This is a genomic window from Stenotrophomonas sp. 220_Sma, from assembly GCF_056487375.1.
Map to the genome: position 1 here is coordinate 1,729,328 of NZ_CM151348.1, position 21,031 is coordinate 1,750,358.

General features: G+C 66.7%; 26 protein-coding genes. 23 read left to right on the forward strand and 3 right to left on the reverse strand.

All coding sequences use genetic code 11. The annotated features are described in order from the left end of the window. Positions 1–24 precede the first annotated feature (24 nt). The 8 genes from kdsA to truD all read left to right on the forward strand — a co-directional run bounded on the left by kdsA (position 25) and on the right by truD (position 5,530). The gene (kdsA, locus tag ACZLIB_RS08225) at positions 25–855 is read left to right on the forward strand and encodes a 3-deoxy-8-phosphooctulonate synthase (protein ID WP_014036736.1); all 831 of its coding nucleotides are present in this window, start codon (positions 25–27) and stop codon (positions 853–855) included. After that, positions 852–1,199 (forward strand): hypothetical protein, encoded by a 348-nt coding sequence (locus tag ACZLIB_RS08230; RefSeq protein WP_329893763.1) that lies wholly within the window; start codon positions 852–854, stop codon positions 1,197–1,199. The genes kdsA and ACZLIB_RS08230 overlap by 4 nt, the downstream gene beginning before the upstream one ends. After that, on the forward strand, positions 1,199–1,528 hold the full coding sequence (locus ACZLIB_RS08235; protein WP_049400376.1) for a hypothetical protein: 330 nt from the start codon (positions 1,199–1,201) through the stop codon (positions 1,526–1,528). Before ACZLIB_RS08230 ends, ACZLIB_RS08235 begins: the two co-directional genes overlap by 1 nt. A 96-nt stretch (positions 1,529–1,624) precedes the next feature. Continuing rightward, on the forward strand, positions 1,625–2,917 hold the full coding sequence (gene eno / locus ACZLIB_RS08240; RefSeq protein WP_032130116.1) for a phosphopyruvate hydratase: 1,293 nt from the start codon (positions 1,625–1,627) through the stop codon (positions 2,915–2,917). Positions 2,918–2,921: 4 nt separating this feature from the next. After that, entirely contained in the window at positions 2,922–3,275 is a 354-nt protein-coding gene (gene ftsB / locus ACZLIB_RS08245) for a cell division protein FtsB (RefSeq protein ID WP_032130117.1), read from the forward strand. After that, a complete protein-coding gene (gene ispD / locus ACZLIB_RS08250) occupies positions 3,272–3,970 on the forward strand; it encodes a 2-C-methyl-D-erythritol 4-phosphate cytidylyltransferase (RefSeq protein WP_049400377.1) in 699 nt (232 codons plus the stop codon). Before ftsB ends, ispD begins: the two co-directional genes overlap by 4 nt. Positions 3,971–4,004: 34 nt before the next feature. Beyond that, positions 4,005–4,502, forward strand: a complete 498-nt coding sequence (gene ispF / locus ACZLIB_RS08255; protein WP_005409005.1) for a 2-C-methyl-D-erythritol 2,4-cyclodiphosphate synthase — start codon at positions 4,005–4,007, stop codon at positions 4,500–4,502. Further along, on the forward strand, positions 4,499–5,530 hold the full coding sequence (gene truD, locus ACZLIB_RS08260) for a tRNA pseudouridine(13) synthase TruD (RefSeq protein WP_478469573.1): 1,032 nt from the start codon (positions 4,499–4,501) through the stop codon (positions 5,528–5,530). The genes ispF and truD overlap by 4 nt, the downstream gene beginning before the upstream one ends. Before the next feature lie 69 nt (positions 5,531–5,599). Here truD and ACZLIB_RS08265 read toward each other — a convergent pair whose 3' ends face one another. Next, positions 5,600–6,139, reverse strand: a complete 540-nt coding sequence (locus ACZLIB_RS08265) for a Smr/MutS family protein (RefSeq protein ID WP_032130120.1) — start codon at positions 6,137–6,139, stop codon at positions 5,600–5,602. A 209-nt stretch (positions 6,140–6,348) separates the two neighbouring features. Here ACZLIB_RS08265 and surE point away from each other — a divergent pair, with 209 nt between their 5' ends. The 5 genes from surE to ACZLIB_RS08290 all read left to right on the forward strand — a co-directional run bounded on the left by surE (position 6,349) and on the right by ACZLIB_RS08290 (position 9,880). Continuing rightward, positions 6,349–7,128 carry a 5'/3'-nucleotidase SurE gene (gene surE / locus ACZLIB_RS08270; protein ID WP_010485979.1) on the forward strand — a complete coding sequence of 260 codons (780 nt, stop codon included), beginning with the start codon at positions 6,349–6,351 and terminating at the stop codon, positions 7,126–7,128. Then, positions 7,125–7,802 (forward strand): protein-L-isoaspartate(D-aspartate) O-methyltransferase, encoded by a 678-nt coding sequence (locus ACZLIB_RS08275; protein WP_010485977.1) that lies wholly within the window; start codon positions 7,125–7,127, stop codon positions 7,800–7,802. The genes surE and ACZLIB_RS08275 overlap by 4 nt, the downstream gene beginning before the upstream one ends. Positions 7,803–7,820: 18 nt before the next feature. Further along, a complete protein-coding gene (locus tag ACZLIB_RS08280; RefSeq protein ID WP_014036746.1) occupies positions 7,821–8,435 on the forward strand; it encodes a YqaA family protein in 615 nt (204 codons plus the stop codon). Then, positions 8,432–9,217 (forward strand): peptidoglycan DD-metalloendopeptidase family protein, encoded by a 786-nt coding sequence (locus tag ACZLIB_RS08285; RefSeq protein WP_049462716.1) that lies wholly within the window; start codon positions 8,432–8,434, stop codon positions 9,215–9,217. Before ACZLIB_RS08280 ends, ACZLIB_RS08285 begins: the two co-directional genes overlap by 4 nt. 174 nt (positions 9,218–9,391) lie before the next feature. Further along, on the forward strand, positions 9,392–9,880 hold the full coding sequence (locus ACZLIB_RS08290; RefSeq protein WP_164080495.1) for a YqhG/Tai3 family protein: 489 nt from the start codon (positions 9,392–9,394) through the stop codon (positions 9,878–9,880). A 26-nt stretch (positions 9,881–9,906) separates the two neighbouring features. On the opposite strand, the gene ACZLIB_RS08295 is transcribed toward ACZLIB_RS08290, so the two are convergent. Further along, a complete protein-coding gene (locus ACZLIB_RS08295) occupies positions 9,907–10,281 on the reverse strand; it encodes an Mth938-like domain-containing protein (protein ID WP_012510659.1) in 375 nt (124 codons plus the stop codon). Between the two features lie 13 nt (positions 10,282–10,294). Continuing rightward, positions 10,295–10,600: a ribosome assembly RNA-binding protein YhbY gene (gene yhbY, locus ACZLIB_RS08300; RefSeq protein ID WP_004152868.1), complete on the reverse strand. Its 306-nt coding sequence runs from the start codon at positions 10,598–10,600 to the stop codon at positions 10,295–10,297. A 65-nt stretch (positions 10,601–10,665) separates the two neighbouring features. Between yhbY and rlmE the strand changes: the two genes are divergently transcribed. The 10 genes from rlmE to lexA all read left to right on the forward strand — a co-directional run bounded on the left by rlmE (position 10,666) and on the right by lexA (position 20,886). After that, positions 10,666–11,298, forward strand: a complete 633-nt coding sequence (gene rlmE, locus ACZLIB_RS08305) for a 23S rRNA (uridine(2552)-2'-O)-methyltransferase RlmE (RefSeq protein WP_005409014.1) — start codon at positions 10,666–10,668, stop codon at positions 11,296–11,298. A 69-nt stretch (positions 11,299–11,367) separates the two neighbouring features. Further along, positions 11,368–13,302 carry an ATP-dependent zinc metalloprotease FtsH gene (ftsH, locus tag ACZLIB_RS08310; protein ID WP_014036751.1) on the forward strand — a complete coding sequence of 645 codons (1,935 nt, stop codon included), beginning with the start codon at positions 11,368–11,370 and terminating at the stop codon, positions 13,300–13,302. A 102-nt stretch (positions 13,303–13,404) separates the two neighbouring features. Continuing rightward, entirely contained in the window at positions 13,405–13,590 is a 186-nt protein-coding gene (locus tag ACZLIB_RS08315; protein ID WP_021202558.1) for a hypothetical protein, read from the forward strand. Between the two features lie 568 nt (positions 13,591–14,158). Continuing rightward, complete coding sequence (gene folP / locus ACZLIB_RS08320) at positions 14,159–15,055, forward strand: dihydropteroate synthase (protein ID WP_180847928.1); 897 nt, start codon at positions 14,159–14,161, stop codon at positions 15,053–15,055. Next, entirely contained in the window at positions 15,055–16,008 is a 954-nt protein-coding gene (gene miaA, locus ACZLIB_RS08325) for a tRNA (adenosine(37)-N6)-dimethylallyltransferase MiaA (RefSeq protein WP_164080819.1), read from the forward strand. Before folP ends, miaA begins: the two co-directional genes overlap by 1 nt. Positions 16,009–16,104: 96 nt before the next feature. Then, the gene (gene hfq, locus ACZLIB_RS08330; RefSeq protein WP_004152891.1) at positions 16,105–16,380 is read left to right on the forward strand and encodes an RNA chaperone Hfq; all 276 of its coding nucleotides are present in this window, start codon (positions 16,105–16,107) and stop codon (positions 16,378–16,380) included. Between the two features lie 14 nt (positions 16,381–16,394). Further along, a complete protein-coding gene (gene hflX, locus ACZLIB_RS08335; protein ID WP_201863910.1) occupies positions 16,395–17,705 on the forward strand; it encodes a ribosome rescue GTPase HflX in 1,311 nt (436 codons plus the stop codon). Between the two features lie 122 nt (positions 17,706–17,827). Beyond that, complete coding sequence (locus tag ACZLIB_RS08340; RefSeq protein ID WP_010484249.1) at positions 17,828–18,322, forward strand: CinA family protein; 495 nt, start codon at positions 17,828–17,830, stop codon at positions 18,320–18,322. Between the two features lie 34 nt (positions 18,323–18,356). Further along, positions 18,357–20,039, forward strand: a complete 1,683-nt coding sequence (gene ubiB, locus ACZLIB_RS08345; RefSeq protein WP_049461320.1) for a 2-polyprenylphenol 6-hydroxylase — start codon at positions 18,357–18,359, stop codon at positions 20,037–20,039. A 211-nt stretch (positions 20,040–20,250) separates the two neighbouring features. Continuing rightward, a complete protein-coding gene (gene lexA, locus ACZLIB_RS08350) occupies positions 20,251–20,886 on the forward strand; it encodes a transcriptional repressor LexA (protein WP_032128412.1) in 636 nt (211 codons plus the stop codon). Positions 20,887–21,031: the final 145 nt, after the last annotated feature.

The window sequence follows — 21,031 nt, forward strand, 5'->3', positions numbered from 1 at the left end:
TGCCGCGGACAACAAGGAAACGCCATGAAACTGTGTGGATTCGAGGTCGGGCTGGACCAGCCCCTGTTCCTGATCGCCGGCCCCTGCGTGATCGAGTCGATGCAGCTGCAGCTCGATACCGCCGGCAAGTTGAAGGAAGTCACCGACAAGCTCGGCGTCAACTTCATCTTCAAGTCCAGCTTCGACAAGGCCAACCGCACTTCGGGCACCGCATTCCGCGGCCCGGGCATGGAAGAGGGCCTGAAGGTCCTGGCCGAGGTCAAGAAGCAGATCGGCGTGCCGGTGCTGACCGACGTCCACGAATACACCCCGATGGACGAAGTGGCCTCGGTGGTGGACGTGCTGCAGACCCCGGCGTTCCTGGTCCGCCAGACCGACTTCATCCGCAAGGTGTGCTCGGCCGGCAAGCCGGTCAACATCAAGAAGGGCCAGTTCCTGGCGCCGTGGGACATGAAGCCGGTCGTGGAGAAGGCCAAGGCCACCGGCAACGAGCAGATCATGGTCTGCGAACGCGGTGCCAGCTTCGGCTACAACAACCTGGTCAGTGACATGCGTTCGCTGGCGGTGATGCGCGATACCGGTTGCCCGGTGGTGTTTGACGCCACCCATTCGGTGCAGCTGCCGGGTGGGCAGGGCACCAGTTCCGGTGGCCAGCGTGAGCACGTGCCGGTGCTGGCCCGCGCCGCCGTGGCGGTGGGCATCTCCGGCCTGTTCGCCGAAACCCATCCGGACCCGTCCAAGGCGCTGTCCGATGGCCCCAATGCATGGCCGCTGGACCAGATGGAAGCGCTGCTCGAGACCCTGATGGAACTCGATGCGGTGACCAAGAAGCACGGCTTTTCGCGCTTCGCGTGAGTCGTGACCCGTGGCTGGCGCTGGAAACCCAGCGTCACCGCCGGCACTGGAAACGGTGGCCCTGGGGCCTGATCGCACTGGGCCTGGCCGTGCTGTTCACCGTGGGCATGTTTGGCCTGGTGCTGATCGGTGCCGCGTCGGTGCGCCCCCCGGGTGATGGCAGCAGCGCGCTCGATCTGCGCGCGTACTTCATTGCGCTGCTGGTCGCGGAGCTGCTCGGTGCGGTGGGCTGCGTCGCTGCCGCGGTGCTGGCCTGGCGGCTGAACCGCGGCAAGGTGACGGCTGGCCTGGCGATCATCCTGCTCTCGCTGTGGCTGGGTGCCCTGTTCTACGGATTGCTTTGATGAATACGACCACGTCGGCGCGTGGCTGGCCCTGGGGCCTGATCGCGCTGGGGCTGTCCGTGTTGACCTGGATCGCCCTGGTGGTGGGCGTGCTGGCCTTCACGTCCGGTTTCCGGCCGCCGGGGGATGGAAACAACGGCGTGCAGGCCACGCAGTGGTGGCTGCTGGGCGCGCTGGTCACGATGGTGCTGTCCTTCCTGGGCAGCCCGGTGGCGATGGTGCTGGCCTGGCGACGGCGGCGTGGCCCCATCCTGGCAGCGATTGCCGGTGCATTGCTGGTGATGCTGGTGTCGATGATCCTGATCGTGATCGGGTCCAGTTGGGGCTGAAGCCGCCCACGCCATTTGGCAAGTGGCGGGCAGCCGGGGATAATCACGCGGCATTCGTTTTGTCGCCCCCTCTCCATACAGGTAACCGGCCCGACCATGAGTACGATCCGCAGCATCCACGCCCGTGAAATCCTCGACAGCCGTGGCAACCCCACGCTGGAAGCCGAAGTCATCCTGGAGGACGGTTCGTTCGGTCGTGCCGCGGTTCCCTCCGGCGCCTCGACCGGCACCAAGGAAGCGGTCGAGCTGCGTGACGGCGACAAGACCCGTTACCTGGGCAAGGGCGTGCGCAAGGCTGTCGACAACGTCAACACCACCATCGCCAATGCGCTGAAGGGCTTCGAAGCCACCGACCAGGCTGGCCTCGACCGTCGCCTGATCGACCTTGACGGCACCGAGAACAAGGGCCGCCTGGGCGCCAACGCGCTGCTGGGTGTTTCGATGGCCGCCGCGCACGCCGCCGCTGCATCGAACAAGCAGGCGCTGTGGCAGTACCTTGCCGCCAAGACCGGCGTGACCCCGTCGCTGCCGGTGCCGATGATGAACATCATCAACGGCGGCGCGCACGCCGACAACAACGTCGACTTCCAGGAGTTCATGGTGCTGCCGGTCGGCTTCACCTCGTTCTCCGAAGCGCTGCGCGCGGGCACCGAAATCTTCCATTCGCTGAAGTCGGTGCTGAAGGGCCACGGCCTGAGCACGGCGGTCGGCGACGAAGGCGGCTTCGCACCGGACTTCCGCAGCAACGTCGAAGCACTCGACACCATCCTCGAAGCGATCGGCAAGGCTGGCTATACCGCCGGTGAAGACGTGCTGCTGGGCCTGGACGTCGCCTCCAGCGAATTCTTCGAAAACGGCAAGTACAACCTGGTCGGCGAGAACAAGCGCCTGACCTCCGAGCAGTTCGTCGACTTCCTCGCCGATTGGGCCGCGCAGTACCCGATCATCACGATTGAAGATGGCCTGGCCGAGAACGACTGGGCCGGCTGGAAGCTGCTGACCGACCGCATCGGCAAGAAGGTGCAGCTGGTTGGCGACGACCTGTTCGTGACCAACCCGAAGATCTTCCAGGAAGGCATCGACTCGGGCACCGCCAACGCGATCCTGATCAAGGTCAACCAGATCGGCACGCTCAGCGAAACCCTGGAAGCGATCGCGATGGCCGACCGCGCCGGCTATGCCGCCGTCGTCTCGCACCGTTCGGGCGAAACCGAAGACACCACCATTGCCGATATCTCGGTGGCCACCACCGCCACCCAGATCAAGACCGGCTCGCTGTGCCGCAGCGATCGCGTGGCCAAGTACAACCAGCTGCTGCGCATCGAGGAAGCCCTCGGCGCCGGCGCGCGTTACGCCGGTCGTGACGCGTTCGTTTCGCTGAAGCGCTGAGCCGATGCGCGACTGGCGCTGGATGCTGCTGGTGCTGGCCCTGCTGCTGGGCTGGCTGCAGTACCGCTTCTGGTTCGGTCCGGGCAACTCGGGTGAAGTGATGATGCTCGAAGCCCAGGTCGCCAACCAGGAGCGGGACAATGAGGGTCTGCAGCAGCGCAACGACGCGCTCGCTGCCGAAGTGAAGGACCTCAAGGAAGGCCAGTCCGCCATCGAGGAACGCGCGCGCAGCGAGCTGGGCATGATCAAGCCTGGCGAGAAGTTCTACCGCGTGGTCGAGGATGCGCCGGTCCACCCGGCGCAGCCTGCTGCCGGCGTCACTGCCCAGGCGGGCGAACACCCGGCAGACGTGCCATGAGCGCGGCGATCTGGGTCGTTGTTCCTGCGGCCGGCCGTGGCACCCGCTTCGGTGCACCGCTGCCCAAGCAGTACCTGCAGGCGGGCGGGCAGATCCTGCTCGCCCACACGCTGGACGCGCTGCTGGCGCACCCCGCCGTGGCCGGAGCGATGGTGGTGATCGGCCAGGACGATGCCGACTGGCCGGGCTGGAATGAGTGGTCGGGCAAGCCGGTGCTGACCTGCATCGGCGGCGCGACCCGTGCCGCCTCGGTGCTGGCCGGGTTGCAGGCGCTGCCGGACACCGTGCGTGCCGATGAATTCGTGCTGGTCCACGATGCTGCACGGCCGAACCTGTCGCTGGCCGATCTCGGTCGTCTGCTTGAAGTCGGTCGTGCCGACCCGGTCGGGGCGATCCTGGCTGCGCCGGTGCGCGACACCCTCAAGCGCGCTGGCGACGACGGCGGCATCGATGGCACCGAGCCACGCGAGCGCCTGTGGCGCGCACTGACGCCGCAGCTGTTCCGCCGCCACCAGCTCAGCCGCGCGCTGTCTGACGCTGCGGCCGCCGGTGTTGACGTCACCGACGAGGCCATGGCCATGGAGCGCCAGGGCCAGCGCCCGCTGCTGGTGGAAGGCAGCGAGGACAACTTCAAGGTCACCACCCCGGCCGATCTGGACCGGTTCGAATTCGTACTTTCCCGCCGCGCCGGCTGACCGTCCGCGCGGCCCTGTTGCAAGGGTTGCATCCATGAGCACCGCACCGTTCCCGCCCGTCCGCATCGGCCAGGGCTACGACGTCCATGCCTTCGGTGAAGGCGATCACATCATGCTCGGCGGCGTGAACGTGCCGCACAGCTGCGGCGTGCTCGCGCACAGCGATGGCGACGTGATCCTGCACGCCCTGTGCGATGCGATGCTCGGCGCGCTGGCGCTGGGCGATATCGGCCAGCATTTTCCGCCGAGCGACGACCGCTGGAAGGGCGCCGACAGCAGTGATTTCGTTCGCCATTGCGACAGCCTGCTGCGCGAGCGTGGCTGGCGCGTCGGCAACACCGACATCACCGTGATCTGCGAGCGGCCGAAGGTCGGCCCGCATGCGCTGGCGATGCGTGAGCGCATCGGTGGGTTGCTGCAGTTGCCGCTGGATGCAGTCAGCGTCAAGGCCACCACGTCTGAGAAGCTGGGCTTCACCGGTCGTGGCGAAGGCATCGCCGCACAGGCGGTGGTACTGCTGGTGGCGGCATGATTCCGCTGCCGTTGGCGTTTGGTGCACCGTTGCTGACGGCGCGCATCCGCACCACGCCGGACGATTTCCAGGTTGACGAACTGCCGGCCTTCGAGGCGACCGGTGAAGGCGAGCACCTGCTGCTGCATATCCGCAAGCGTGGAGCCAACACCGTGCATGTGGCCAAGCTGCTGGCCAAGTGGGCGGGCCTGCCGGAAATGGCGGTGAGCTATGCCGGGATGAAAGACCGCCACGCGGTCACCACCCAGCGTTTCAGCGTGCACCTGCCAAAGCGCATCGCGCCGGATCTGGCCGAGCTGGCCAGTGACGAAATCGAGGTGCTCGAAGCGACCTGGCACAACCGCAAGCTGCAGCGTGGCGCACTGGCCGGCAACCGCTTCAAGCTGGTGCTGCGCGAGGTGCAGGGTGATGCTACGGCGATCAGCGAGCGCCTGCAGCAGATTGCCGAGCGCGGCCTGCCGAACTGGTTCGGCGAACAGCGCTTTGGCCGTGACGGCGGCAATGTGCCGGCGGCACTGGCGATGTTCGGTGGCCGCCGCATGCGCAAGGACCTGCGTTCACTTCTGCTCTCTGCAGCCCGCTCGGCGCTGTTCAACCGCGTGCTGGCCGCGCGCGTGGAGCAGGGCAACTGGGATCAGCCGCTCGATGGCGAAGTGTGGATGCTCGATGGCAGCCGCAGCGTGTTCGGACCCGAGCCGTACACCGACGTGCTGGCCGAGCGACTGGCGCGTTTCGACATCCATCCCAGCGCGCCGCTGTGGGGCGAAGGCGAGCTGCGCAGCGCCGACGCGGCACGTGAGCTGGAGCTGGCCGCGCTGGACGACGAGGAGTCAAAGGCACTGCGGGCCGGCCTGGAAGATGCACGGCTGAAGCAGGAGCGCCGCGCATTGCGCCTGCGCCCGGCGCTGCTGCAGCACCAGTGGCTGGCCGACGACGTGCTGGAGCTGTCATTCGCGCTGCCGCCAGGCTGCTACGCCACCGCCGTACTGCACGAACTCGGCCCCGTCGAAGACGCCTCTCAGGCCTGACAGGAAAAGGGGACGGAGGGAATTAAGTCGTTTGTGCCACAAACGACTTAATTCCCTCCGTCCCCTTTTTCATCTACGGGCCAGCAGCACCAGCACCGCGCCGGTGCCGCCTTGTCCGGTCGGCGCCGAATGGAACGCCAGTACGTCATTGCGCAGCCGCAGCAGGCGATCGACCAGATTCTTCAGCACCGGTGCACCGCCATCGGACTGCAGGCCCTTGCCGTGGATGATGCGCACGCAGCCATAGTCGTGTGCATGCGCTTCCAGCAGGAACTGGCGCAGCAGCGCCTCCGCCTGCGACGCAGTGGCGCCGTGCAGGTCCAGCTCGTCCTGCACCGAGTACTGGCCACGCTTGAGGCGCTGGAACAAGCGTGGTGGCAGGTTGTCGCGGCGATAGCTGGCCACGTCGCCGGCTTCCAGCGGCGTGCTGTCGCGCAGCAGCCGGGCGAATTCGCCGGCGGCTTCGGCCTCGTCACGTTCGGCCATGCGCGCGCGCGGCTTCGGCCGCGGCGCGGCAGGCGCCGGCTCGGCATCCTTGCGCAGCGGCGTCACTTCGCCGATGGCCGCACGGAACAATGCGGCCGGATCTTCGTCTTCAGGGTGCGACATGCGCACAGGGTAAACCGCCGGCGCAGCTCTGCCTATGACGGTTCGATGTCGGTCATGACCGCCGACAGGGTAGGACCGGCGGCTCGCATGCGGCACAATAGACGATGCCCTTGCAGGGTCGACGGCTTCCGCAGGGGAGTACGGCGGTCCCGCCCACACTGCACGGTGACGGAATCGAATTCTTGGAAAATCAAGCGGTTAAATCGAAGATGCGAATCCTGGTCAGTAACGACGATGGCGTCGACGCCGCAGGCATCCGGATGCTTGCTTCGGTGCTGCGCGAGGCCGGACACGAAGTCACGGTGGTCGCGCCCGACCGTGATCGCTCCGGCGCCAGCAATTCGCTGACTCTGGACCTGCCGATCCGCCTCAAGCGCATCGACCATTACACCGTTTCGGTGGCCGGCACTCCGACCGACTGCGTGCACCTGGCGCTGACCGGGCTGCTCGAGTTCGAACCGGACATTGTCGTGTCCGGCATCAACAATGCCGCCAACCTCGGCGATGACGTGATCTACTCCGGCACCGTCTCGGCGGCGATGGAAGGTCGCTTCCTCGGCCTGCCGGCGGTGGCGGTCTCGCTGGTTACCCGCAACCACGATCCGAAACATTTCGAGACCGCCGCGCGCGCTGCGGTGGAGATCGTTGCCCGGCTCAAGGCCGATCCGTTGCCGGCTGACACCATCCTCAACGTCAACGTGCCTGATCTGCCGTGGAGCGAGGTCAAGGGCTTCGAGGTCACCCGCCTCGGCAACCGCCACCGCGCCGAAGGCTGCATCGCGCAGAAAGACCCGCGCGGCAACGAGGTGTACTGGATCGGCCCGGCCGGCCGTGAGCAGGATTCCGGCCCCGGTACCGACTTCCATGCGGTGCGCACCGGGCATATCTCGATCACCCCGATCCAGGTGGACCTGACCCGCTACCAGGCACTGGAGAAAGTGGCCAGCTGGGTCGGCGGCCTCAGTGCCGCGCTGGACCAGCCGGCATGAGTCCACGCCTGCGCCTGCAACCGGAAGCCGTCGGTATCGGCATGACCTCGCAGCGTGTGCGTGACCGCCTGGTCGACCGCCTGCGCGAAGCCGGCATCGTCGACGAGCCGACCTTGAATGCGATCCGGGTGGTGCCACGCCATCTGTTCATCGACGAGGCACTGGCCTCGCGCGCGTATGAAGACACTGCGCTGCCGATCGGCCACGGCCAGACCATCTCGCAGCCCTGGGTGGTCGCGCGGATGACCGAGGCGGTCCTCCAGGTCGCGCCGAAACGGGTGCTGGAAGTCGGCACCGGTTCCGGTTACCAGGCCGCCATCCTCGGTGCGCTGGGCCTGGAGGTCTACACCGTGGAGCGCATCGGTGATCTGCTGCGGCAGGCCCGCAAGCGCTTCCGTGCGCTGGGCATGAACATCCGCACCAAGCATGACGACGGTCGCGTCGGCTGGGCCGAGCACGGTCCGTTCGATGCCATCGTGGTCACTGCGGCGGCGCCGGCACTGGTCGACGCCCTGATCGAGCAACTGGCCGAGGGCGGCCGCCTGGTGGCGCCGGTCGGTGGCCCCGGGGCGCAGTCGCTGGTACAGCTGGACCGCAAGGCCGACGGCAGCATCGAACAACACGTGCTGGCGCCGGTCACGTTCGTGCCGCTGCTGTCTGGCATGCTCGACTAATCCACGGAGCAGGGTTGCATGAAGATTTTCGGGCCGCTGTACGAGCGGGCGATGAAGTGGGCGGCGCACGAACGCGCGCCGACCTACCTGACGGTGTTGAGCTTCTTCGAGGCGATCATCTTCCCGGTGATGCCGGAGGTGATGCTGGCGCCGATGTGCGTGGCCCAGCCCAAGCGCGGTTGGTGGTTCGCCACCCTGAGCCTGGCCGGCTCGATGGTCGGCGCACTGGTTGGCTACGCGCTGGGTCATTACGCCTTCGAGGCGATCAAGCCGCTGTTCGAGGCGCTGGGCATGCTGCCGGCCATCGAGCAGGGCATCACCACCGTGCAGGCGAAGATGGCCGAGTCGCCGTGGGCAGTGTTCACCTTCCTGGTGCTGGGCGGATTCATGCCCATCCCGATGAAGGTCTTCACGTGGGCATCGGGTATCGTCGGTGTACCGATGCCGCAGTACCTGTTGAGCATGCTGATCGGTCGTGGCAAGCGCGTGTTCGTGCTGGCTGCGGTCATCCGTATCGGTGGTGCGCGTGCTGAAGCGGCACTGCGTCGCTGGATTGAACCGCTGGGCTGGATCGCCACCGCGCTGGTGGTGGTGCTGATCGCCTGGCTTGTATGGAGGTCGAAGTTCGCATGAGTCCTGATCGTCTGAGCAAGGGAGTGCGCATCGGCGCGCTGGCGTTGCTGGTTTCCACCCTGGCCGCCTGCGGCACCGCCACCGTGGTTCGTCCTGGTGGTGGCAGCGCCGGTGGCGGTGTGACCACGCCGAAGACCTCGGTACCCAAGCCGGGGCAGACCGTGGTGGTGCGCAAGGGCGACACCATCTATGCGCTGGCCCGCATCCATGACATCACCCCGGCCGACCTGATTGCCTGGAACAGCCTGGACAACCCCTCGACGATCTATCCGGGGCAGGTGATCCGGCTGTATCCGGCCGGTGCCAGCGGCGGCCGCGCGCCCACCACGGTGGTCACCCCGCCGCGTTCCGGTGGCAGCAGTGGCGGCAGCACCACGCCGGCCCCGGCGCCGGTCGGTCCGGTGAAGAGCAACATCGCCTGGCGCTGGCCGGCTGATGGCGCCATCGTTGGCCGTTACGTGGCTGGTGATGCGACCAAGCAGGGCGTCGACATCGCCGGCACCAGCGGCCAGGCGGTCAAGGCCACCGCCAACGGCGTGGTGGTGTATTCCGGCGCCGGCCTGGTGGGCTACGGCGAGCTGATCATCATCAAGCACAGCGACCAGTGGCTGTCGGCCTATGGCCACAACCGCAAGCGCCTGGTGAATGAAGGGCAGAGCGTGAAGGCCGGTGAGCAGATCGCCGAAATGGGCCGTACCGGTGCGAACCGCGACATGGTCCACTTCGAGATTCGCTACAACGGCAAGCCGGTCGACCCGCAGCAGTACCTGCCGGCACGCTGATCGTCAGATGCGATAGCGCCGGGCCATGCCCGGCGTTCCTGACCTGTAGAGTCGAGCCATGCTCGACCCGGGTACCGCAGAGTGGTCATTTGCGATCTTGTGTGTCGCAGGCTCACCTTCACGGCGGACGGGATACCCGGCATTCTTGATCGGTCCCAGTCGATCCGGTGCCCCATGCTCCGTCTTGCTTCCACTCTCGCGTTGCTCATCGTCGCGCCGCTGGCCTCCGCAGCCAGCGATCCGCGCGACGTGGTCACCCGTCTTTACGCGGCCGTCCAGGCGCCGGCTTCGGACGAAGCGACCATTCCGCCGTTGCTGGGCGATGCGCTGCGCTCAGCCATCGATGCGCAGCGCGCTTACGAGCGGGCCTGTGCGGTGCTGGCCGCGCATGACGAGAAGCCGCACATGCTGGACCAGAGCCCGTATCTCATGGCGCCGGATCGGCCGGAAACGGTAAAGGTGGGGCTGCCCGCGACGAGCGGCGATGGCAGTTGGGTACCCGTCGAAATGGCGGTGGGCGACTATCGCTGGACCGACCGTGTCCTGCTGCAAAGGCAGGGCCAGGACTGGAAGGTCATGGACATCCGCTGGGGCCAGAGCGGCAACCTGATCGGGCGGCTGAAGCAGTTCTCGGCCTTCCGCTGCACCGCTTCTGGCGGCTAGCGCCGGGGCGCGCCCGACGCCTCGACTCAGCCTTCCAGAATGAAAGCGGCCGCGACCTTGCGGCCTTCGCCCGCCAGGATGTTGAAGGTGCGCGCGGCGGCCGGATTGTTCATCACTTCCAGGCCGATGCCGCGTGACAGGCAGGCAGCCATCACCACTGCCGGCGGGAATACCTGGCGGTCACCCGTGCCGAGCACGATCAGCGCCGGGTTCAGCGCCAGGATCGGCTCCAGGTCAGCCAGCTGCAGCGCGGTGGCGCTCACTACCGGCCATTGCGTGACCAGCTGGTCCGGGGTCAGGAAGAAACTGCTGCCCAGCACCTGGTCATTCACCTTGGCCGAGCGGCCATCGGCGGCGCGCAGGCTGTAGGCGTAATCGGGCGGTTCGTGGTTCAGCTGCATGGCAGTAAGGCGATCAGCCGCGCGGCAGCACGATCTGGCGCTGTTCCTTGCTCGGGCGGTACAGCACGGCGACGTGGCCGATGCGCTGTACCAACGCGCTCTCGGTGGCTTCGACGATCTCGCCGATCATCACGTCACGGGCGTCGCGGTCTTCGGCAGCGACCTTCACCTTGACCAGCTCGTGGCGCTCCAGCACTTCGTTCAGCTCAGCGATGAAGGCCGGGGTCACGCCCTTGCCGCCGGTCTGCAGCAGGGCCTTCAGGTCGTGGGCTTGGCCGCGCAGGAAACGGGTCTGGGAAGCGGTCAGGGCGATGGACATGCAGGAAAACACGGTTGAATGGGGCGATCAGGGTATCATGAGGACCCCATCAGCCCCTATTTTCAATGGCTACCCGCAGCAAAAGCAGCCAGCGCTGGCTCAAGGAACACTTCTCCGACCCCTTCGTGAAGAAGGCCCAGGCCGAAGGCATGCGCTCGCGCGCGGCCTACAAGCTCGAAGAGCTGCTGGAACGTGACCGGTTGCTGAAGCCGCACATGGTGGTGGTCGACCTCGGCGCGGCCCCCGGCGGCTGGTCTCAGCAGGTTCGGAGACAGATCGGCGACACCGGCCGCGTGCTGGCACTGGATATCCTGGACATGCCGCCGCTGGCCGGCGTGGAGTTCCTTCATGGTGACTTCAGGGAAGAAGCCGTTCTATCGCAGTTTGAAGCCATGCTCGGGGATCAGCCGGTAGACCTTGTGCTGTCGGACATGGCCCCCAATAAGAGTGGTGTAGGCGCGGTCGACCAGCCGCGGATGATGCACCTGGCGGAGCTGGCCCTGGATTTTGCCGACAACCACCTGAAGACCGGTGGGGCATTCCTGATCAAGCTGTTCCAGGGCGAGGGCTTTGACGACTACGTGCGCGACATGCGCCGCCGGTACGACAAGGTCTCCATCCGCAAGCCGGAAGCCTCGCGCAAGCGCTCTCCCGAGGTGTATGCCTTGGGTCAGGGAAAACGCGCCCACATGAAGTAAGCTCGCAACGTACGCAAGTTCGACCCCAACGCAACGCCAGCACTGAGAGGAACACCGGAGCCAATGAGGATGAACGACTTGACCAAGAACCTCCTGCTATGGGTGGTCGTCGCCGTCGTGCTGATGGTGGTCTTCCAGAGCTTCTCGCCCAAGACCTCCGGGGCTGGGGCGCAGGGTGCGTCGTACTCGCAGTTCCTGGACCAGGTGGACAGCGGCAACGTGCAGAAGGTCGCCTTCGGCGGCGACATGCGCGGCGGTACCAGCCAGCTGACCTACACCACCCGGGGTGGGCAGTCGTCCACCATCACCGCACCGTTCGATCGTGACCTGATCAACGTGCTGCGCACCAAGAACGTGGAGATCGTGCAGGAGGAGCCGTCCAGCGGCATCTCCCTGGGCGCGATCCTGATGAATTTCCTGCCGGTCATCCTGATCATCGGCTTCTGGTTGTTCATCATGCGCCAGATGCAGGGCGGTGGCGGCGGTGCCAAGGGCGCGATGTCCTTCGGCAAGTCGCGCGCCAAGCTGCAGGGCGAAGACCAGATCAAGGTCACCTTTGCCGACGTTGCCGGTTGTGACGAGGCGAAGGAAGAAGTGGGCGAGCTGGTCGACTTCCTGCGCGATCCCTCCAAGTTCACCAAGCTGGGCGGCAAGATTCCGCGCGGCGTGCTGATGGTGGGCCCGCCGGGTACCGGCAAGACGCTGCTGGCCAAGGCCATTGCCGGCGAAGCCAAGGTGCCGTTCTTCTCGATCTCCGGTTCGGACTTCGTGGAAATGTTCGTCGGCGTCGGCGCCAGCCGCGTGCGCGACATGTTCGAGCAGGCCAAGAAGCACGCCCCCTGCATCATCTTCATCGACGAAATCGACGCCGTCGGTCGTCACCGTGGCGCCGGCCTGGGCGGCGGTCATGACGAGCGCGAGCAGACCCTGAACCAGCTGCTGGTCGAGATGGACGGTTTTGAAGGTGGCGAAGGCGTGATCGTGATCGCTGCGACCAACCGTCCGGACGTGCTGGATCCGGCGCTGCTGCGTCCGGGCCGTTTCGACCGCCAGGTGGTGGTCGGCCTGCCGGACGTGAAGGGTCGCGAGCACATCCTGAAGGTGCACATGCGCAAGCTGCCGCTGGCCGACGACGTCGAGCCGATGGTGATCGCGCGTGGTACCCCGGGCTTCTCCGGCGCCGACCTGGCCAACCTCTGCAACGAGGCTGCCCTGTTCGCCGCGCGTGGCAACGAGAAGGAGGTCCGCATGGACCACTTCGACCGTGCCCGCGACAAGATCCTGATGGGTGCCGAGCGCCGCTCGATGGCCATGAGCGAGGAGGAGAAGACCCTCACCGCCTACCACGAAGCCGGCCACGCCATCGTCGGCCGCCTGGTGCCCGAGCATGACCCGGTCTACAAGGTCACCATCATTCCGCGCGGCCGCGCGCTGGGTGTGACCATGTACCTGCCGGAAGGCGACAAGTACTCGATGAACCGCGTGGCGATCAAGTCGCAGCTGTGCTCGCTGTACGGTGGCCGCGTGGCCGAAGAGCTGATCTTCGGTGCCGACAAGGTCACCACCGGCGCCTCCAACGACATCGAGCGCGCCACCAAGATGGCCCGCAACATGGTCACCAAGTGGGGCCTGTCCGACCAGCTCGGCCCGATCGCCTATGGCGAAGAGGACGACGAGGTGTTCCTGGGCCGTTCGGTCACCCAGCACAAGAGCGTGTCCAACGACACCGCGCGCCGCATCGACGAGGAAGTGCGCAACATCCTGGACGAGGCTTACGCACGCACCACCGAGCTGATGACGGCCAACCTGGACAAGCTGCACGCGATGTCCCAGCTGTTGCTGCAGTACGAGACCATCGACGCGCCGCAGATCGACGCCATCATGGAAGGCCGCGATCCGCCGCCGCCGGCCGGTTGGAACAAGTCGAACAAGGATGGTGGCAACGACAAGGGCGGCGACGCCCGTCCGCTGCCGCCGATCGCAGGCCCGGCCGAATCGCACTGACGGCCCGCTGCACGTGACACCAGACGAGGCCGGGGCAACCCGGCTTCGTCGTTTCCGGGCCACTGGCCCATCCCGAAGAACTGATCTGACGCTGGAGCCCGCATGTCCGCCCCGAAGCCCGAACCGATTTCCCACACCGCCGAAATGGTCATCGCCACCGTGGTCGGCGTGGGTGTGGGCCTGGGGGCCGACAATCTGCTGCTGGGCTGCGTGGTGGGTATCGGTGTCGGCATCGTGCTGAGCATCGCCAGGACCTTGTACGTGGACCGCAAGCGCCGCCGCCGTTGAGGGGTATCGGCAGGGCTGCGCCCTGCACCTGCTCCGAGCCAGAGCAACAGCAACAGCAACAGCGAGTTTCTGGGGATGGCGGGGCGGTGTGGGTTGGCAGGACACGCCGTAAACCCGTCCTTGGGGGCTCGATGGCGCCATCCATGGCGCCAACGGTCCTGCCAACCCACACCGCCCCACCCCTGACAATTTCCTGCTGCTGTTGGTAGGTGTCGACCTTGGTCGACACGATAGATCCACGTCATGCGTGGATGAATCTTCATCGAAATTGAATATCTCGATATCTGTGAGATCTGAGCCGAGCATGGCTCGGCTCTACAGAAATGCCGACAGATCGCAGAAATCTGTCGAAGGCGGGGTGGGTCCGGTTGCGGGGGCGTGAGCCGCATGGATGCGGCGACCGAGCTTACATGGACGTACTTGCAGCGTCTCCCGCAACCGGACCCACCCCGCCATTCCTCAGCAAGCCAGCTGTTGCTCCGGCTCGTGCTGTCGCTCTGGCCTCTGCGGGTGCAGGGCGCCGCCCTGCCGAACTAAACTACCCGCCGTTGTCCCTGCAGGATTGCCCATGTTCGATACCTCGCCCCAGCTCGATTGCGCCGGCCGCATCCTGCGCCTCGACCGTGCCCGGGTCATGGGCATCGTCAACGTCACCCCGGATTCGTTCTCCGATGGCGGCGCGCACGACACCACCGAGGCCGCGGTCGCACATGGCCTGAAGCTGGTCGAGGAGGGCGCGGACCTGCTCGATATCGGCGGTGAATCCACCCGTCCGGGCGCCGCCCCGGTATCGGTCGAGGACGAGCTGCGCCGGGTGATTCCGGTGATCGAGCAGCTGGCCGCCCGTACCCAGGTGCCGATCAGCATCGATACCTTCAAGCCGGAGGTGATGCGTGCGGCGGTGGCCGCTGGCGCCGGCATGATCAACGACATCTACGGCCTGCGCCAGGAGGGGGCGCTGGACGCCGCCGCTGTAGCCGGCGTGCCGGTGGTGCTGATGCACATGCGGGGTGAGCCGGGCCACATGCAGGCCGATCCACACTACGACGATGTGGTCGCCGAGGTGCATGGCTTCCTGGTGCAGCGCCTGTTCGCTGCCGAGATGGCCGGCATTGCGAAGAAGAACCTGCTGGTCGATCTCGGTTTCGGCTTCGGCAAGACCACCGCCCACAACATGACCCTGCTGGCGCGCTCCGAGCGCTTCCTGGAACTGGGCGTGCCGATGCTGGCCGGCTTGTCGCGCAAGCGCAGCCTGGGGGAACTGACCGGCCGCGACACGCCGTCCGAACGCGTGGCCGCGTCGGTGGCCGCGCACCTGATTGCGGTGCAGCGTGGTGCGCGCATCGTGCGCGTGCATGACGTAGCCGCCACTGTGGATGCGCTGAAGATCTGGCAGGCGGTCGAGGCGGTGCCGACGCCACGCGCCGACGCCACGCCGACGATCCGCTGGCCGGACGAAGACTGATGGGCATCGACCGGCGGCCGCTGGCGATCGCCGTCATGGGGCCGACCGCCAGTGGCAAGACCGCCACCGCGATCGCCCTGGCGAAGCAGCTGGATGGCGAGATCGTCAGCGTCGATTCGGCGCTGGTGTACCGGCACCTGGACATCGGTTCGGCCAAGCCGGATGCGGCCGAGCGCGCGCAGGCCCCCCACCATCTGCTGGACCTGCGCGATCCCTGGCAGACCTACTCGGCAGCCGAATTCGCCGCCGATGCCGGCCGGGTCGTGGCCGACATCGTGGCACGCGGCAAGATGCCGATCCTGGCCGGTGGCACTGGCCTGTACTTCCGCGCCCTGTTGCAGGGCCTGTCGCCGATGCCGGAGGCCGATCCGGCGACGCGCGAAGCACTCAGCGCCGAGGCGGCCGAGCGTGGCTGGGCGGCACTGCACGCAGAGCTGGCCCAAGTCGATCCGGCGGCGGCCGCACGCATCCATGCTACCGACCCGCAGCGCATCCAGCGGGCGCTGGAGGTCTATCGCCTGACCGGCACCCCCATCACTGAATGGCAGCGCCGGCCGGGCGTGGCGCCGTTGCCGGTGCGCACCCTCAAGCTGATCCTGGCGCCGCGTGACCGCGCGGTGCTGCACCAGCGCATCGAGGCACGCTTCGACGCCATGCTGGCGCAGGGCTTCCTCGACGAGGTGCGGGCGTTGCGCGCGATGCCGGAAATGGCTGCCGTGGAGGCGCCGCTGGACCTGCCGGCAGTGCGCGCGGTCGGCTATCGCCAGGCCTGGGAGTACCTGGACGGGGAGGGCGATGCTGCCCGCTTCCGTGACAAGGCCATCTTCGCCACCCGCCAGCTGGCCAAGCGCCAGCTGACCTGGCTGCGCGGCGAGCTTGATGCGCGCTGGTTCGACCCCCATATCGACCACGAGCGCCTTGCCGGCGCGGTGTCGACCTTCGTCGCACGCTGAACCCCCGCCAGCCGTGTAACATCATCGGTCGGCGGGCGGCTCGGGGGCCGTGGCAACCGTCGGCAACCCAATAAGAACAATAATCAGGAGTGTGCAATGTCCAAGGGGCAATCGCTGCAGGATCCTTTCTTGAACGCACTGCGGCGCGAACGCGTGCCGGTTTCGGTGTACCTGGTGAACGGCATCAAGCTGCAGGGCACGATCGAGTCGTTCGACCAGTTCGTGGTCCTGCTGCGCAACACGGTCAGTCAGATGGTCTACAAGCACGCCATTTCCACGGTCGTTCCGGCACGCAACGTGAAGGTCGGTCCGGGTGGCGGTTACGTGCAGTCGGGTGAAGGTGGTCAGGCAGGTGATGAAGCAGACGAGTAATACCGGAGCGGTGAATGTTTGACCGCTCGAAAAAGGGTGAACACGCCCTGTTGATCCAGCCCCATTTCGGCAAGCTGGAAGACGATGTGCTGGAAGAATTCGGTGATCTGGCCCGCTCGGCTGGGGCCAGCATCGCCGCGACGATCACCGCGCGCCTGGATCGTCCGAATCCGTCGACCCTGATCGGCAGCGGCAAGCTGGACGAGATCAAGGCCGCGGCCGATGCCAGCGGTGCCGACCTGATCCTGGTCAACCATGCGTTGAGCCCGGGCCAGGAGCGCAACCTGGAACGTTTCCTCGAGCGCCGGGTGATCGACCGTACCGGCCTGATCCTGGACATCTTCGCCCAGCGTGCGCACAGCCACGAGGGCAAGCTGCAGGTCGAGCTGGCGCAGCTGCGCCACCTGGCCACGCGGCTGGTGCGCGGCTGGACCCACCTGGAGCGCCAGCGCGGTGGTTCGATCGGCCTGCGCGGCCCGGGTGAAACCCAGCTGGAAACCGACCGCCGCCTGCTGCAGAAGCGGGTCGAACAGCTGCAGAAACGCCTGGAAAAGGTGGAAGTGCAGCGCACCCAGATGCGCCGTGCACGCGTGCGCAGCGAACTGCCGCGCGTGGCCCTGGTGGGCTACACCAACGCAGGCAAGTCGACCCTGTTCAACGCCATGACCGGCGCCGAGGCTTATGCCGCCGACCAGCTGTTCGCGACGCTGGACCCAACCGTGCGCCGCATTGCGGTGCCGGGGGGCAACGTGGTGCTGGCCGACACCGTCGGTTTCGTCCGCGACCTGCCACATGACCTGGTCGCCGCGTTCCGTTCGACCCTGTCCGAAGCGCGCGAGGCCGATTTCCTGCTGCACGTGGTCGACGCTGCCGATCCGCATCGCGAGGAGCGCATCGCGCAGGTCGACGAGGTGCTGACCGCGGTCGGTGCCGGCGACCTGCCGCAGCTGCTGGTGTTCAACAAGATCGACCGCATCGACGGTGCCGACGTCCGCCACGACGGCCAGGATGGCATCCCGGACGAATCGCGCCGCGAGCGGGTGTGGATTTCCGCACGCGACGGGCAGGGCCTGGAGCTGCTGCAGAGCGTGCTGGGCAAGCGCCTTGGCCTGCAGCACGTGACCGGTGAGCTGCGCCTGCCGCCGGATGCCGGCCGCCTGCGTGCGCGCCTGCACCAGCTGGAAGTGATCCGCAGCGAGCAGGCCGACGAAGACGGCTGGCTGCTGCAGGTCGACCTGCCGATTGCCGAAGCCGAAAAACTGGCTGCCAGTGCCGACGGCGCGCCGATCCGGGCGCTGCTGCCGGAGAAACTGCCGGAGTGGTGAGGTAGCGGCCCATGCCCGGTAGTGCCGGCCGCTGGCCGGCAGCGCAACCGTGCCGGAGGGGCGCGACATCCAGCTGTCATCTGCGGTACAACGTGCAGGTTCTTCACCCCACCGTCATGCCGATGTCCATTCCCACCGATGCTGAACTCAACGCCCAGTCCGCCGCGCTCGGGCAGCGCCTGCAGCAGGCTTCGCTGCAGCTGGTGACCGCTGAAAGCTGCAGTGGTGGCTGGATCGCCAAGTGCATGACCGACATCGCCGGTTCCTCGGCGTTCTTCGACTGCGGCATGGTGGTCTACAGCTACGAGGCCAAGCAGCGCCTGCTGGGCGTGCGTGCGCAGACGCTGGAGCAGTTCGGCGCGGTCAGCCGCGAAACCGTGCTGGAAATGGTGTCCGGTGCGCTGGTCAATTCCGGCGCCGGTATCGCCGTGGCGGTGACCGGCATCGCCGGTCCTGGTGGCGGCAGCCCGGACAAGCCTGTCGGCAGCGTCTGGATTGGCTGGAAGCGCCGCGGTGGCTACGCCCGTGCCGAGCTGTTCCAGTTCGACGGCGACCGCGAAGCCATCCGCCGGCAAACCGTGGCGGCGGCATTGCGCGGTATCGACGCCCAGCTGTGACATGCTGCTCCGGTAATCGTCCGGAGCACGCATGATGTGGGAAACGCTGGGCACGGTCCGTGACCTGGGCCGACTGCAGGAAATCGCCGTCGTCCTGATCCGCTATGGCTTCGGCGACGTGGTGCGGCGCATCGGCCTGGCCAGCACGCTGGAGCGGGCAGGGCGCCTGCTGCACTGGAACGAGGAGCGGCAGGAACTGTTGCGGATGACCGCGCCGGTGCGCGTGCGCAGCGCGATGCAGGATCTCGGCCCGACCTTCGTCAAGCTCGGCCAGGTACTGGCGACGCGCGTCGACCTGCTGCCGCCGGAATGGATCGCCGAGCTCTCTGAACTGCAGAACGCAGTGCCGGCGCTGCCGTACGCGGATATCCGCGAGCAGCTCGAGGCCGACCTTGGCGCATCGCCTTCAGAAGTGTTCGCCTTCCTTGATGAAACCCCGATGGCCGCCGCCTCGTTGGCGCAGGCCCACCGCGCGCGCCTGCATGACGGTCGCGAGGTGGTGCTGAAGGTGCGTCGCCCCGGCATCCGCGATGTGGTCGAGGCCGACCTGCGGCTGCTGGCCCGCTTGGCGGAGATCGTCGAGGCGCGCCTGCCGGACCTGCGCCGCTATCGCCCGGCCGAGGTGGTGCAGCAGTTCACCGTGTCGCTGCGTCGCGAGCTGGATTTCGCCGCCGAATGCCGCAATGCCGAGCGCATCGCGCGCAACTTCAAAGGCCGCGACGACATCCTGATTCCCGACGTGCACTGGCAGTGGACCTGCGAAAGCCTCAACGTGCAGGACTTCGTCGACGGCATTCCAGGGCGTGATCTGGCTGGCGTTGATGCGGCAGGACTGGACCGGCGCGAACTGGCGCGACGCGGTGCGGACATCGTGCTGAAGATGGTGCTGGAGGACGGCAGCTTCCACGCTGATCCGCACCCGGGCAACATCATCTACCTGCGTGACGGCCGCATCGGTGTGATCGATTTCGGCATGGTCGGTGCGCTGTCCGAAGTGCGTCGTTTCCAGGTTGCGCAGCTGCTGCACGGGCTGGTCGAGCAGGACCCGCAGGGTGTGGCCGACGTGCTGCTGGACTGGGCCGGCGGCGTGGAAGTGGACGAGAACCGGCTGCAGCACGACATCAGCCAGTTCGTCGACCAGTACCGTGGCGTGCCGCTGAAGGACCTGCGCATCGGTCTGATGCTGGGCGACATCACCCAGCTGCTGCGCAGCTACAGCCTGACCCTGCCGGCCGACCTGGCGCTGATGATCAAGGCGTTCCTGACCCTGGAAGGCATGGGGCGGCAGCTGGACCCTGATTTCGACATGGCCAGTGCCGCGCGCCCGTTCCTGGAACGGGTGGTGCTGCAGCGCTATGCGCCCAGGGCCCTGCTCAAGCGCGGCCGCCGCAGCTTGCTGGGCCTGGTCGACTTCGCCGGTGAACTGCCCCGCGACCTGCGCAAGCTGGTCCAGGCCGCCCGCCGTGGGCGTCTGCAGCTGAAGGTGGAAACCACGGCGCTGCAGGGCTTCGGCGAGCAGGTCAACCGTGCGGCGAACCGGCTGGTGATGGGCATCGTCACTGCCGCCCTGATCATCGGCTCGTCGATCGTGATGCACAGCGTTGGCGGCGTCTCCAGCCGTTGGCTGCTGGCATTGGGCGTGTGTGGCTTCATCGGCGCCGGCTTCTGCGGCGTCTGGATCCTGTTTTCGATCTGGAGAAGCGGCAAGCACACATAGTGTGCTTGCCGCAGCGGTTCCCAACGGGAACCGCGGAATCGCTGCGCGATTCCTGTAGAGCCGACCGCTGGTCGGCGCTTTTGCTCCGCCTTTGTCTCTGCCAGCCAGGCCAAGCCCAGCGACGATTACCGAGCACAGCTCGGCACCACAGCTGTCGCCGTGTCGCCCCCGGCACTTGCAGTTCCGCTCATTAGTAGTAATACTACTAACCATGGACCTGACCGACACCCAGCAGGCGATCCTGCAGTTGATCGCCGAGCGTATCGAGAGCGAAGGCGCGCCGCCGTCGCAGACTGAAATCGCACGTGCGTTCGGCTTCAAGGGCGTGCGCGCGGCCCAGTACCACCTGGAAGCCCTGGAGCAGGCCGGTGCGATCCGTCGCATCCCGGGCCAGGCCCGCGGCATCCGCCTGGTACAGGCGCCACCGGTCGAGAAGCTGGCCGAGCCGGGCCTGCCCGACAGCGTCCTGCGCCTGCCGGTGCTGGGCCGTGTCGCAGCCGGTCTGCCGATCGGTGCTGATATCGGCTCGGACGACTTCGTGGTGCTGGACCGGGTGTTCTTCTCGCCGGCACCGGATTACCTGTTGAAGGTGCAGGGCGATTCGATGATCGACGAGGGCATCTTCGACGGTGACCTGATCGGCGTGCACCGCACCCGCGATGCCCATTCCGGACAGATCGTCGTGGCCCGCATCGATGACGAGATCACCGTCAAGCTGCTGAAGATCGCCAAGGATCGTATCCGCCTGCTGCCGCGTAACCCCGACTACAAGCCGATCGAGGTGCTGCCTGACCAGGACTTCTCGATCGAGGGCCTCTATTGCGGCCTGTTGCGACCCAACCGTTGACCCGTTCCATAGCGCATTACCCCGCGGTCTTTTGTGGCGATTCTCTGGTTCCACTGAGGTTGGTACGGATGTCCGATAATTCTTTTCAGAGCGCCGGGCAGAATCTCAGCCTGTGCGATACGTCCGACTTAAAGTGAACCCATGG